The sequence below is a fragment of the Pseudomonas sp. PS01301 genome (assembly GCF_029960215.1).
Classification (GTDB): domain Bacteria; phylum Pseudomonadota; class Gammaproteobacteria; order Pseudomonadales; family Pseudomonadaceae; genus Aquipseudomonas; species Aquipseudomonas coleopterorum.
Window position 1 is genome coordinate 1 of record NZ_JASCPM010000070.1, and the last position, 13156, is coordinate 13156.

A 13156-nucleotide genomic window follows, 5' to 3' on the forward strand; every position below is an offset into this window, starting at 1 on the left:
CCTCAGGCCACCTTCGCTGAAGACGGCTCGGATCGCACCCCACAAGGCACCTTCGCCGAGAACGGTTCCGATCGCACCCCTCAGGCCACCTTCGCTGAAGACGGTTCGGATCGCACCCCACAGGGCACCTTCGCCGAGAATGGCTCGCAGCGCCTGCTCGATCGTCAATACCAAGCCAACGCATGAGCCTGGTGTTCGAGGTCTCCGACAAAGCCCGGTTTCTCCAGACCGGGCTTTCCGATCCAGCCTGACCTGTCGTTGATGCAACCCCTCGCCCCGCCTTCCTGGTTCGACGCCCAGCCTGTCAATTTGCTAGAGTCCTTCGCTGCCCTTGCATAGAAGCACCGTCGATGTTGCCGCGCGCCGAACAGAAACAGCAGACCCGCCTTGCCCTCCTCGAAGCCACACGCCAATTGATGGCGGCCGGCCGAGGCTTCGGCAGTATCAGCCTGCGCGAAGTCGCCAAGGCTGCCGGTATCGTACCGACCGGCTTCTACCGCCATTTCGACGACATGGACCAGCTCGGTCTGGCCCTGGTCAACGAAGTCGACGCCACGTTCCGCGCCACCCTGCGCCTGGTTCGTCACCATGAAATCGTGGTCGGCGGGCTCACCGCAGCCTCGGTGCGCATCTTTCTCGATGGCGTAGCCGCCAACCGCCCGCAGTTCCTGTTCCTCGCCCGCGAGCAATACGGCGGTTCCCTGCCCGTGCGCCAGGCCATCGCCACCCTGCGCGCAGGCATCAGCGCGGACCTGGCGACCGACCTGGGCTCCATGCCCAAATGGCAGCACCTGGACAGTGCCTCGCTGCAGGTCATGGCCGACCTGGTGGTCAAGGCCGTGTTCGCCACGTTGCCGGAACTGATCGACCCACCGGCACCCGACCTGCCGGCTCACCTGACGCCCGAAGCGAAGATCAGCCAGCAACTGCGCTTCATCTTCATCGGCGCCAAGTACTGGAAGGGGCTCAGCCAATAGCCCTCGCGCCTTGCACTGGTGCGCGCAGATATCATCTGCACTGAAGTGGTGCGCAAAACCGCCCTCTTTTCTGGCAACAGCCAAGCGCTGGCGGTCATCCAAAGGTTGGCAAGACACTTGCTCTGCATTGGCCACTGCCTTCAGAAGGACGCCACCAATGCTGGTTATTCACCGCCGAATCGCACCTGCGGACCAATGGGCTGCCGAGTTGCACCTGAACTTCGAGGCCCGTAGCAAAAGTCGCCTGCGCTGTTTCAGTGCCGAAGGTGAAGATGTCGGACTGTTTCTCGAACGCGGCCAGCCTCCCTTGCACGACGGCGAATGCCTGCAGGCCGAAGACGGTCGAGTGGTGCGCGTGTGCGCCCGTCCCGAGGAACTGCTGCACGTCACCTGCGCAAGCGCCTTCGAACTGACCCGCGCGGCCTATCACCTGGGCAATCGCCACGTCGCCCTGCAAGTCGGTGACGGCTGGCTGCGCCTGCTCGACGACTACGTGCTCAAGGCCATGCTCGAACAGCTCGGCGCACAGGCACAGACCCTGCTCGCCCCTTTTCAACCCGAGCACGGTGCCTACGGCGGTGGTCACCATCATTCGCGACACGGCGAAGAAGGCTTCAACTACGCGCCCAAACTGCATCAGTTCGGCGTGCGCACGTGAACAGCGCCTGGGCCCTGCTGCGCCTGGCCAGCCCACAGTTGCCAATCGGTGGCTACAGCTATTCGCAGGGCCTGGAGATGGCCGTGGAAAACGGCACGGTCAACGATGCACAGAGCGCCCATCACTGGATCGCCGACCAACTGCTGCTCAACCTGGCGCGCTTCGAAGCGCCTCTGCTGCTCGCCCATTGCATGGCCGCAGCGCAGGACGACTGGGGGCAGCTGCTGGAACTGAGCGCCGAACACCGCGCGAGCCGGGAGACCCGCGAGCTGCAACTGGAGAGTCGGCAGATGGGCTATTCGCTCAAGCAACTCCTGCTCGGCCTTGCCGAACTGGATATCCCAGCCCGTCGCTACCTGGCTCAGATCGAAGAACCTCACTTGGCCCTGGGCTGGGCGCTGGCCGCACGGGCCTGGAACATCCCGGCGCAGGACGCGCTGGCCGCCTGGCTGTGGAGCTGGCTGGAGAACCAGCTGGCGGTGCTCATGAAGACCTTGCCCTTGGGCCAGCAGGCCGCCCAGCGCCTCACCACTCAACTGCTACCGACCCTGCAGCTGGCCCAGCGCAATGCCACCGAACTGGATCCTCAACACTACGGCAGTGCCGCCTTCGGCCTGTCCCTGGCGAGCATGGCCCACGAACGCCAGTACAGCCGCCTGTTCCGTTCCTAGGAGAATCACCATGAATACCCAACCCCTGCGTGTCGGTATCGGAGGCCCGGTAGGCTCCGGCAAGACTGCGCTGACCCTGGCCCTGTGCCTGGCCCTGCGCGAGCGCTACAACCTGGCGGTGGTCACCAACGACATCTATACCCGTGAAGACGCCGATTTTCTGGTACGCAACCAGGCGCTCGCCCCGGAGCGCATCATCGGCGTGGAAACCGGTGGTTGCCCGCACACCGCCATCCGCGAAGACGCTTCCATCAACCTGGAAGCGGTGGACCAGCTCAATCGGCGTTTTCCGGGCCTGGACCTGATCCTCGTGGAATCGGGTGGCGACAACCTGTCCGCCACGTTCAGCCCGGAGCTTTCGGACCTGACGATCTACGTGATCGATGTGTCCGCCGGCGACAAGCTGCCGCGCAAGGGCGGCCCCGGCATCTGCAAGTCCGACCTGCTGGTGATCAATAAGATCGACCTGGCACCGCTGGTGGGCGCATCACTGGAGATGATGGACGGCGACACCCGGCGCATGCGCGGCGAAAAGCCGTTCGTCTTCAGCAACCAGAAGACCGGCCAGGGCCTGGAGCAGATCATTGCCTTCATTGAGCGCCAGGGCTTGCTCGACGCCGCCTGAGCCGTTGCCACCCTTGCTTTCATTGCAGTGAACACGACGATAAGGAAAACACTCACATGACCTTCAAGACGCTCTTCACCTGTGCAGCCCTGCTGCTGACTCCAGCTGTGGCCTTCGCCCATCCGGGCCATGGCGACAACGGCCTGCTGGCCGGTATCGGCCACCCCCTGGGCGGCCTCGATCATTTGCTGGCCATGCTCGCCGTAGGCCTTTGGGCGGCGCAGCAACAAGGTGCAGCGCGCTGGGCGTTGCCGTGCACCTTCGTCGGCACCATGCTCATCGGTGGTCTGCTGGGCTTTGCCGGCCTGCAACTGCCCGCGCTGGAAAGCGGCATTGCCGCTTCGGTGCTGGCGCTGGGTCTGGCCGTGGCGCTGGCGGTGCGGCCACCGCTGGTCCTGGCCGTGGTCGCCACGGCGCTGTTCGCCCTGTTTCACGGCGTGGCCCACGGCCTGGAGCTGCCGGACATGTCCAGCCCCGTCGCCTATGCGGCCGGCTTCGTCGCCGCCACCGCTGCACTGCATGCGGCCGGCTATGCCGTCGTGCGGTTTCTGCCAAAGGCCGCGGCGCCGCTGGTGCGCGTGGCCGGTGCGCTGTCGGCATTGACCGGCGCCTGGTTGCTGGCCGGCTAATTGCGGCACGCCCCCCTGCCTGGGGGGCCTTGCTTTAGGAGCCGTGACCGACACCTGCTACCATGTCGCGCAAAACGCCTCCGATGATCCCGCCAATGCCTGACCCATCGCTGCACGCCGCCCTGGCGGCCACTCAAGCGCACTTTCGCGAAACCGTCCTGCCATTGTGGCAAGGCGCCGGCTTCAACACCCAACTGGGCCTGCCGTTCGAAGCGGTGAACGCCACTGGCCAGCCGTTGCCGGCGCAGCGCTATCGCGCCATGGCGTGCGCTCGTCAGCTGTATGTGTTTTCCAGTCTGATCGACCAGCCCGGTGCCCGCGAACACGCCGCCACCCTGTTCCGCTCACTGCAACGGCATTTCCACGATGCCGAGCACGGCGGCTGGTTCTACAGCATCGACGCGCAAGGTGCACCGCTGGATCGGCGCAAGGACCTGTACACCCACGCCTTCATCGTCTTCGCCTGTGCCCACTACTGGGAAAAGGTACGCGAGCCACTGGTGGAGTCGGTGCTCAACGCCGCCCTGGAAGTGATCGCCACCCGGTTTTCCACAGGTGACGGCCTCTATGAAGCCCTGCTCGGCGAAGACTGGAACGATCAGGGTGCAGGCCCTTTGCAGAACCCCTTGATGCATCTGGCAGAAGCCTTTCTGGCAACCCTGGCCGTGCGTGACGATAAGCCTACCCAGGCGGCGCTGCTGGCCCTGTGCGAAGCCATGCAGGCGCGTTTCGTGGAACCCGAACACGGCATCATGCTGGAGAAGCCGCGCGGTGCTGTGGATAACTGGTTCGAACCGGGCCATCAGTTCGAGTGGCTGTTTCTCGTGCAGACCTCACCGCTGCTGCGCGGCAGCGCCCTGCACCGCTCTCTGCAGCGCGCCTTCGCTTATGCACAACGCACTGGCGTGCAGGATGGGGTGGTGATGGCGATGCTCAAGCTCGACGGCGAGGTCCTCGACGCCACTCAACGCATCTGGGCGCAGGCGGAGTACCTGCGGGCCCTGACGCTGCAGCCCGATGCCGATGTCGGCGCGCAGTTGCAGGTGTTGCGCGAGCGCTTCCTGCACGGCGCCGGCTGGCACGAGTGCCGCGATGGCAAAGGGATGGTCAGCCGTACCGACATGCCATCGACCACCCCCTACCACCTGCTGACCTGCTACCAGGGGCTGCAGGCGTTCGTCTGATCCCCGGCCCGATCAGGCCTTGCCGGGACGCTCGACCGCAAAGCCGGCCCACGATTGCGTGACCGGCATGACTTCCAGGCTGTTGATGTTGATGTGGGGCGGCTGGGTCAGAATCCAGTAGATGGTTTCGGCAATGTCCTGCGGCTGGATCGGGTTGGCGCCTGCATAGGTCGCATCGTAGCGCGCCTGGTCACCGCCGAAGCGCACCAGCGAGAATTCGCTTTCGCACATGCCCGGTTCCAGGTTGGTAACACGCACGCCGGTACCTTGCAGGTCACAGCGCAGGTTCAACGAGAACTGCCCGACAAAGGCTTTGGTGCCCCCGTACACGTGGCTGCCGGGATAGGGGTAATTGCCGGCCACAGAGCCCAGGTTGACGATCGTTGCACCCTTGCCGTGGGCGATCAGGCGCGGCAGCAGCAGCCGCGTGGCGTAGATCAGGCCTTTGATGTTGGTATCGACCATGGTGTCCCAATCGTCCAGGTCGCACTTGGGCGCAGGATCTGCGCCCAATGCCAGACCTGCGTTGTTGACCAGCCCACTGATGCTGGCGAACTCCTCGGGCAACCCGGCAATCGCCGCCTCCATGGCCTTGCGGTCACGTACGTCGAGCACCAGCGGGAGCACGCGCGTCTTCGCCGACAGCTCTTCGCTCAACGCGGTCAGACGCTCTTCGCGGCGGCCGGTCAGAATCAACGACCAGCCGGCCTCGGCGAAACGCCGCGCGCAGGCTTCGCCGAATCCGGACGTGGCGCCAGTGATGAATACCGTGGAAGTCATGCGGTTCTCCTGAGGGTGTGGCTGCGGCGCATGGGCGCGTCAGGCTCAAGCCGGGGCCACCGAGAATGGGGCTTTGCAGAATGCCCGGCCAACAGGCCGTATGCAACTGATCAATAATCGACCATCTGCGCCAAACCCGCAGGGTTAAAGGCTCGCGGACAGTTACCAGCATGTTATCCACAAGCGGTTCCACAGAGACTGGGGGCAATTATCGTTGTCGGGACTGCCTTACTCCGAAGGCCGAACAGGCGCCGTTAGAACTTTTTGGCTTGACCAGCAAGGGCTATTGCGCATGCCTGCTTCGCCCAAGGTAGGCAGGGGAAATACGACCGAAGGCGCAACGCCAGTGAATACGCCCCTTTTCGAGGTATTTCCAAGGCTTGTTCACAGAGTTATCCACAGGATGTTGCACTGCTGTCACTCTGGTTGGCACGGTGGATAAAACAGTTGACAAAGCCGCCTATCGATCCCTATGAAACCCCTGTGCGTTTTTTGATCAGAAGCCTGCAAGCCTCGATTTCCGTGGGCTGCAGCGTGATACCACCAAGTTGTCCACAACCGGTTCCACAGCAATTGGGGACAAGCGCGGATTGTGGCATTCCGATGACCAACAGTGGTTTTATGTCGCAGGCGCGCGCTGCGCCGGATTTGTTTTCCACAATTGCGCAAACCCACGAAAAACGCCCCGGACGGGGCGTTCTGCGGCGCTGGAGCTCGGTATCAGTGGCCGCCCAGGTAGGCGTTGCGCACCTCGTCGTTGCTGAGCAGCTCACGGCCCGTTCCGGTCAGACGGATCTCGCCATTGACCATTACATAGGCACGGTCCGAAAGCCTGAGCGCGTGGTTGGCATTCTGCTCGACCAGGAAGATGGTCATCCCGCTCTGCGCCAGTTCGCGCAGGGTCGAGAAGATCTGCTTGACCACGATCGGGGCCAAACCCAACGACGGCTCGTCGAGCAACAACAGCTTGGGCCGACTCATCAATGCCCGGGCGATGGCAAGCATCTGCTGCTCACCACCGGACATGGTCATGGCGCGCTGGTTGCGCCGCTCCTTGAGCCTGGGAAACAGCTCGAACATGCGCTGCATGTCTTCGCTCGAGTGCTTGTCGCCGATGGGGATGGTACCCATCATCAGGTTCTCTTCCACCGACATGTCGGGAAAGACCCGGCGGCCTTCCGGCGACTGGGCGATGCCGTTGGAGGCAATGTAGTGGGACGACTTCTGGGTGATGTCGGTGCCACGGTAGATGATCTGCCCCGCACTGGCGCGCGGCTGACCGAAAATCGACATCAACAGCGTCGACTTGCCCGCACCGTTGGAACCGATCAGGCTCACCGTCTCGCCCTCGTCGATGTGCAGCGAGACCTTCTTCAGCGCCTGGATCGGACCGTAGTGAACGTCGATCTCCTTCAATTCGAGGATGGGCGTACTCATACCAGCTCCTCCTCTTCGGCGCCCAGATAGGCCGCGATGACTTTGGGGTCGCTGCGGATCTCTTCCGGTTTGCCCTTGGCGATCACGTTGCCGTGGTCCAGCACCACGATGTCGTCGGAAATGCTCATTACCATGCCCATGTCGTGCTCGATCAGCACCACCGTCATATCGTGTTCGTCACGCAGCAGGCGGATCATGCCGCTCAGTGCTTCGGTTTCCTGGGGGTTGAGGCCCGCCGCCGGTTCGTCCAGGCAGATCACCTGGGGCCGGGTGCACATCGCCCGGGCAATCTCCAGGCGTCGTTGCTGGCCATAGGAAAGCTCGCCGGCCAGGCGGTTGGCGCAGTTCACCAGGTCCACCACTTCCAGCCAGTAGAACGCGGTCTTGATGGCGTCCTCTTCGGCCTTGCGATAACCACGGGTGTTGAGGATGCCCGCCAGCATGTTGCGGTTGACCCACATGTGCTGGGCCACCAGCAGGTTTTCCAGCACCGACATTTCCTTGAACAGGCGAATGTTCTGGAAGGTACGGGCCAGGCCTGCGCGGTTCACCAGGTGGGTACCGCCGAACATCTTGTACCAGACACGGCTGGCGAAGCTGCGCGGTGAGACGAAGTCCGTAGCCTGGAACGGCTCGCCCAGCAGCTTGATGACGTTGGTCTTCTGGCCGCGGGCATTGAGCTCGATGCGCCCGCCAGTGGCTTTGTAGAACCCGGTCAGGCAGTTGAACACCGTGGTCTTGCCGGCACCGTTGGGGCCGATCAGGGCAAAGATCGAATTGCGCCTGACCTGCAGGCTGACATCGCTCAAGGCCTTGATGCCACCGAAATGCATCATCAGCTTTTCGACCGACAGAATGACTTCGTTACTCATGGCGTAGTCCCCTTGGCATCGATCAATGCACCTTTCACCGGCTTGATGCCGGTACGGCTGATACGGATCAAACCCCGTGGCCGCCAGATCATCATCAGCACCATCAATACACCAAACAGCAATACCCGGTACTCGGAGAAACTGCGCAGCAGCTCCGGCGCCACGGTCAGCACGAACGCGGCAATCACCACGCCAACGGTCGAGCCCATGCCGCCGAGCACCACGATGGCCAGGATCAGCGCCGACTCGAAGAAGGTGAACGAGGTGGGGTTGACGAAGCCCTGATAACTAGCGAAGAACACCCCGGCCAGACCTGCGGTGGAGGCACCGATGGTGAACGCCGAAAGCTTGACCAGCACGTGGTTCAGGCCCATCGAGCGGCAGGCGATCTCGTCTTCGCGCAGCGCTTCCCAGGCACGCCCTACCGGCATGCGCGTGAGCCGATGCTTGATGTACAGAACGGCCAGCACCACCAGGAACAGCACGGCGTAGATGAACACGAATTTCAGGTCGGGGTTGTATTCGAAACCGAAGTACTCATGGATCGGCACCCCGCCGTCACGGGCGCGACGGCCGAACTCCAGACCGAAGAAGGTGGGCGACGGCACCGGAACGCCGTTCGGCCCGCCGGTGAACGACAACCAGTTGTTGAGCACCAGGCGAATGATCTCGCCGAAGCCCAGGGTCACGATGGCCAGGTAATCGCCGTGCATGCGCAACACCGGGAACCCCAGAATGCACCCCGCCAGCGCCGCGGCGATCGCGGCCAGCGGCAGCGCCGACCAGAAGCCCAGCCCCAGGTACTGGTAGCCCAGCGCCAGGCCGTAGGCGCCAATGGCGTAGAACGCCACGTAACCCAGGTCGAGCAGACCGGCCAGGCCGACCACGATGTTCAGGCCCAGGCCGAGCAGTACATAGATCAGCCCGAGAATGACCACGGTGAGGATGTACTTGTTGGCGAAGATCGGGAACACGATGGCAATCACGATCAGCGCCGGAATGATGAAGCGCAGCCGCGACTTGTAGTCCGGCGGCAGCACGTGCACACCGGAGCCCGAGCTCTCGAAGCTCTGGGAGATGGCCAGCCCGCGAGGCGTCTGCAGGAACAGACTGAGCAGGAAGCGCCCGGCCATCACCGCCGCCACCAGCCACGCCACGCGTGCCGGTTGCAGGTTGAAGCTGTAGCCGTCGAGCACGATGCCGACGATGGGGCCGAACACGATCAGCGCCAGCAAGCCGGCAATGACCATGTCGACCAGGCTTTTCTTGATATCGACAGGTTTGGCAGTAGGTGCGGACATACTTATACCTTCGCCACGAGTGGGCGACCCAGCAGGCCTTGGGGACGGAAGATCAGGATCAGCACCAGCAGGCCGAAACTGAACACATCCTTGTAGTCGGAGTTGATCAAACCGGAGAACTGCGATTCGGCAACCCCCAGGATCAGGCCACCGAGCATCGCACCGGGCAACGAGCCGATGCCGCCCAGTACCGCTGCAGTGAACGCCTTGATGCCGATGATGAAGCCGGCATAGAAGTCGAACGTGCCGTAGTTCATGGTGATCAACACACCGGCCAGGGCCGCCATGGCAGCGCCAATGATGAACACGTAGGAGATCACCCGGTCGGTGTTGATGCCCAGGATGGAGGCCATCTTGCGGTCCTGCTGGGTCGCGCGGCACATGCGCCCCAGCTTGGTGAACTTGATGATGTAGGTCAGCACGCCCATACCCACGAAGGCGGCGATGAGGATGAAGATCTTGGTGTAGGTGATCTGTACGAAACCAGTACCCACTTCGAAGCGCCAGGCGCCTTCGAGCAGCGTCGGTACGCCTTGTTGACGAGCCCCTTGGCTGATCTGCGCGTAGTTCTGCAGGATCAGCGATATACCGATGGCGCTGATCAGCGGCGCCAGGCGGGTCGAGTTGCGCAGCGGCTTGTAGGCCACGCGCTCGATCACGAAACCGTACACACCGGTCACCACGATGGTGAACACCAGCGTACCGAGAATCAGGAACGGAAAGGATTCGAGGCCGAAGAACGACAGCACGGCCAGGCCGATGGCCGCCAGGTAGGCGCTGATCATGTACACGTCGCCGTGGGCGAAGTTGATCATGCCGATGATGCCGTAGACCATGGTGTAGCCAATGGCGATCAAGCCGTACACCGACCCGAGGGTCAGTCCGTTGATCATTTGTTGCAGGAAGATACCGTCCATCATGCACTCTCACGAACGTCTGGAACCGCGCACCGCGCAGGGTGCGGGCAGCCCTGAAGGCGCCCGCCACCCGTCAGGCGGTATGGAGGGAAACGGGGGCCACCGCAGGGGCGGCCCCGGCTGGCGTGCGCCAGCGCAAACGTCCTACTTCTGCTGCTCCAGCTGCTTGTACTTGCCTTCGGCGTTCCACTGGTAGACCACGTAGTCGGACACTTTCAGGTCGCCCTTGGTGTCCCAGGCCTTCTCGCCCATGACGGTCTTGACCGGGTTGGCCTTGAGCCACTTGGCAGCGTCCTCGCCCTTGTTCGACTTGGCGCCGTTGAAGCCTGCGGCCAGCGTCTGCAGCGAGGCGTAGGCGTACAGGGTGTAGCCTTCAGGCTCGTAGCCGGACTTGCGGAACTCGTCGACTACGGCCTTGCTGTCGGGCAGCGCGCGCGGATCGGCGCCGAAGGTCATGTACACACCGTCGACGTATTGCGCGCCGCCGGCGGTGGTGACCAGTTCGTCGGTGACGATGCCGTCATCGGACATGAACCTGACGTCCTTGAGGCCTTGCTCGCGCATCTGCCGAACCAGAGGACCGGCTTCGGGATGCAGGCCGCCGAAATACACCACGTCGGCGCCGGTGGAGCGGATCTTGGTGACCAGGGCGCTGAAATCCTTCTCGCCGCGGGTCAGGCCCTCTTCCAGCACGGGTTTGACACCCCGTGCGGTCAACTGCTTGGCCGTCGCATCGGCCAGGCCTTTACCGTAGGTGTCCTTGTCGTTGATGACCGCGACTTTCTTGCCCTTGAGCACGTCGACGATGTAGTTTCCGGCGACGACGCCCTGCTGGTCGTCACGACCGCACATGCGCAGGATGGTGTCCAGGCCGCGCTCGGTCACCTGCGGGTTGGTCGAACCAGGCGTGATCATGACGATACCGCCATCGGCGTAGATTTCCGACGCCGGAATGGTGGAAGACGAACAGAAGTGACCGACAACGCCGATCACACCATCCTGCTCCAGCTTGTTGGCCACAGCCACCGCCTGCTTGGGCTCGCAGGCATCATCGCCGGCCACCAGCACGATCTTCTCCCCGTTCACGCCACCGGCCTTGTTGATGGCGTCCGCTGCCGCTTGTGCACCCTTCATGTACTGCTCGCCGAACGATGCGTTGGCACCGGTCATTGGCCCTGCTACACCGATCTTGACGTCGGCTTGAACAATCGACGAAGCGCCCAGCGCAGTTGCCACTGCGAGAGCCAGAAAACCTTTCCTGTAGAACGTCTGCGACATGAGTGGTGCTCCTGAATTTTTTTGGTTGGCACTACAACTTCAGCGCCAACCTCCGAGCAAGCGCCGTGCCAGCGCATTTACCCGCAATGAACAGTTTTTGCTTTCCCAGGGATCGCGCAGCGCCGGGACCATTTTCTACAGGTCGTGCAACCCTCTGGCACGGGCTCGGTGACACCCATAAACAGCAGCGGTACAACCCGAGCGTGCCATCATTGCAACCAGCCGTTGTGCGCGTGGGCAACCATGCTGTAACAGCCGACGTAACCGAAGTGCACACTGTCGGTGCATTACTGCTACACCGCGCACCACAGGGTGCTCCTGCCATCTCCGGACCAGGCGACGTTGTACCTGCCCCAGGAGCCATTCGACAGGCACTGGCAGCAGGCCGCGCCGGACATCGCACGGTCGCATCCACCCCTGTCCCAAAAAGCTGGCAGAATGTGCTCTTACTGTGCGCCACCGCTGTTCCAAATGAGGCACGCGGTTCTGGAGACCCTGATGAGCGAGAGCGTATTCGCCGATCGCATCGTGCAAAACCTGCTCGACACCGATCTGTACAAGTTGAGCATGATGCAGGCTGTGCTCCACAACTATCCCAACGTCGATGTCGAGTGGGAGTTTCGTTGTCGCAACGGGGAAGACCTGCGGCCCTACCTGAATGACATTCGCGAACAGCTCGAACAGCTGTCCGAATTGAGCCTGGGCCCGGATCAGTTGAGCTTTCTGGAAGGCATCAATTTCATGAAGCCGGACTTTCTGCGCTTCCTGGGCCTGTTCCGCTTCAATCTGCGCTACCTGAGCATCGGCATCGAGAACGATCAGCTGTTCATCCGCCTGCGCGGGCCGTGGCTGCATGTGATCCTGTTCGAAGTGCCGTTGCTGGCAACGGTGAGCGAGGTGCGCAACCGCATTCGCTATCCCGATGTGCTGCTCAGCCAGCCGCGGGAAAAGCTCTACCGCAAGTTCGAATGGCTGCAGGCCAATGCCAGCAGCGAAGAATTGGCGGAGTTGCAGGTGGCCGACTTCGGCACCCGTCGGCGTTTCTCCTACAAGGTGCAGGAGGAAGTGGTCACGGTGCTCAAGCACGAGTTTCCGGGGCGTTTCGTCGGCACCAGCAACATGCACCTGGCCCGCCAGCTAGACCTCAAGCCGCTGGGGACCATGGCCCATGAGTGGATCATGGCCCATCAGCAGCTGGGGCCGCGGCTGATCGACAGTCAGATCGCCGCACTCGATTGCTGGGTCCGTGAATACCGCGGTCTGTTGGGCATCGCCCTCACCGACTGCATCACCATGGACGCGTTTCTCGGGGATTTCGACCTGTACTTCGCCAAGCTCTTCGATGGCCTGCGCCATGATTCGGGCGACCCGGTGGTGTGGGCGGAAAAAGCCATTGCCCACTACCGCAAGCTGGGCATCGACCCGATGACCAAGACCCTGGTGTTTTCCGATGGGCTGAACCTGCCCAAGTCGCTGGAGATATTTCGCGCCCTGCGCGGGCGCATCAATGTGAGCTTCGGCATTGGCACCAATCTGACCTGTGACATCCCGGGCGTGGAGCCGATGAACATCGTGCTGAAGATGACCGACTGCAACGGCCAGCCAGTGGCGAAGATTTCCGACGAAGCCGCCAAGACCCAATGCCGCGACCCCAATTTCGTCGCCTACCTGCGCCACGTGTTCAAGGTGCCCGACGCACCAGGAACCACCCCCCTGTAGCAGCGGCGCGAGCCGCGTCAAGGACGACGCGGTAGATCACGCTGATTCAGATACCGTCGACGCGGCTCGCGCCGCTGCTACAGGGATTGCGGAGGCGTCAGGCATTGG

The 13156-nt window shown here is 62.7% G+C and carries 13 protein-coding genes and 1 pseudogene; 8 read left to right on the top strand and 6 right to left on the bottom strand.

Annotation, left to right across the window (positions count from 1 at the left end; translation table 11 throughout):
* From QMX89_RS21695 to QMX89_RS21725, 7 genes and pseudogenes are all read left to right on the top strand, one after another.
* A pseudogene (locus tag QMX89_RS21695) lies at window positions 1–186 on the top strand (hypothetical protein); the annotation flags it as partial.
* 164 nt (window positions 187–350) lie between these two features.
* Window positions 351–977 carry a TetR family transcriptional regulator gene (locus tag QMX89_RS21700; RefSeq protein ID WP_090355931.1) on the top strand — a complete coding sequence of 209 codons (627 nt, stop codon included), beginning with the start codon at window positions 351–353 and terminating at the stop codon, window positions 975–977.
* A gap of 157 nt (window positions 978–1134) precedes the next feature.
* Window positions 1135–1635 carry an urease accessory protein UreE gene (gene ureE / locus QMX89_RS21705; RefSeq protein WP_282349831.1) on the top strand — a complete coding sequence of 167 codons (501 nt, stop codon included), beginning with the start codon at window positions 1135–1137 and terminating at the stop codon, window positions 1633–1635.
* Window positions 1632–2306 carry an urease accessory protein UreF gene (locus QMX89_RS21710; protein WP_134722976.1) on the top strand — a complete coding sequence of 225 codons (675 nt, stop codon included), beginning with the start codon at window positions 1632–1634 and terminating at the stop codon, window positions 2304–2306. The genes ureE and QMX89_RS21710 overlap by 4 nt, the downstream gene beginning before the upstream one ends.
* 10 nt (window positions 2307–2316) lie before the next feature.
* Entirely contained in the window at window positions 2317–2931 is a 615-nt protein-coding gene (ureG, locus tag QMX89_RS21715) for an urease accessory protein UreG (RefSeq protein ID WP_049862010.1), read from the top strand.
* A gap of 56 nt (window positions 2932–2987) precedes the next feature.
* Window positions 2988–3560: a HupE/UreJ family protein gene (locus QMX89_RS21720; RefSeq protein ID WP_282349833.1), complete on the top strand. Its 573-nt coding sequence runs from the start codon at window positions 2988–2990 to the stop codon at window positions 3558–3560.
* A gap of 95 nt (window positions 3561–3655) precedes the next feature.
* On the top strand, window positions 3656–4744 hold the full coding sequence (locus QMX89_RS21725) for an AGE family epimerase/isomerase (protein WP_282349834.1): 1089 nt from the start codon (window positions 3656–3658) through the stop codon (window positions 4742–4744).
* A gap of 12 nt (window positions 4745–4756) precedes the next feature.
* On the opposite strand, the gene QMX89_RS21730 is transcribed toward QMX89_RS21725, so the two are convergent.
* The 6 genes from QMX89_RS21730 to QMX89_RS21755 all read right to left on the bottom strand — a co-directional run bounded on the left by QMX89_RS21730 (window position 4757) and on the right by QMX89_RS21755 (window position 11329).
* Window positions 4757–5524 (bottom strand): SDR family oxidoreductase, encoded by a 768-nt coding sequence (locus QMX89_RS21730; RefSeq protein WP_049862013.1) that lies wholly within the window; start codon window positions 5522–5524, stop codon window positions 4757–4759.
* A 720-nt stretch (window positions 5525–6244) separates the two neighbouring features.
* Window positions 6245–6961 carry an ABC transporter ATP-binding protein gene (locus QMX89_RS21735; protein ID WP_049862014.1) on the bottom strand — a complete coding sequence of 239 codons (717 nt, stop codon included), beginning with the start codon at window positions 6959–6961 and terminating at the stop codon, window positions 6245–6247.
* Window positions 6958–7833, bottom strand: coding sequence for an ATP-binding cassette domain-containing protein (locus tag QMX89_RS21740; protein ID WP_282349837.1), 876 nt, complete (start codon window positions 7831–7833; stop codon window positions 6958–6960). The genes QMX89_RS21735 and QMX89_RS21740 overlap by 4 nt, the downstream gene beginning before the upstream one ends.
* Window positions 7830–9134: a high-affinity branched-chain amino acid ABC transporter permease LivM gene (gene livM / locus QMX89_RS21745; RefSeq protein WP_049862016.1), complete on the bottom strand. Its 1305-nt coding sequence runs from the start codon at window positions 9132–9134 to the stop codon at window positions 7830–7832. The genes QMX89_RS21740 and livM overlap by 4 nt, the downstream gene beginning before the upstream one ends.
* Before the next feature lie 2 nt (window positions 9135–9136).
* On the bottom strand, window positions 9137–10051 hold the full coding sequence (locus QMX89_RS21750; protein WP_049862098.1) for a branched-chain amino acid ABC transporter permease: 915 nt from the start codon (window positions 10049–10051) through the stop codon (window positions 9137–9139).
* A gap of 144 nt (window positions 10052–10195) precedes the next feature.
* Window positions 10196–11329, bottom strand: coding sequence for a branched-chain amino acid ABC transporter substrate-binding protein (locus QMX89_RS21755; protein WP_049862017.1), 1134 nt, complete (start codon window positions 11327–11329; stop codon window positions 10196–10198).
* A gap of 498 nt (window positions 11330–11827) precedes the next feature.
* On the opposite strand from QMX89_RS21755, the gene pncB reads away from it, so the two are divergent.
* The gene (gene pncB, locus QMX89_RS21760) at window positions 11828–13048 is read left to right on the top strand and encodes a nicotinate phosphoribosyltransferase (RefSeq protein WP_056844362.1); all 1221 of its coding nucleotides are present in this window, start codon (window positions 11828–11830) and stop codon (window positions 13046–13048) included.
* Window positions 13049–13156 lie beyond the last annotated feature (108 nt).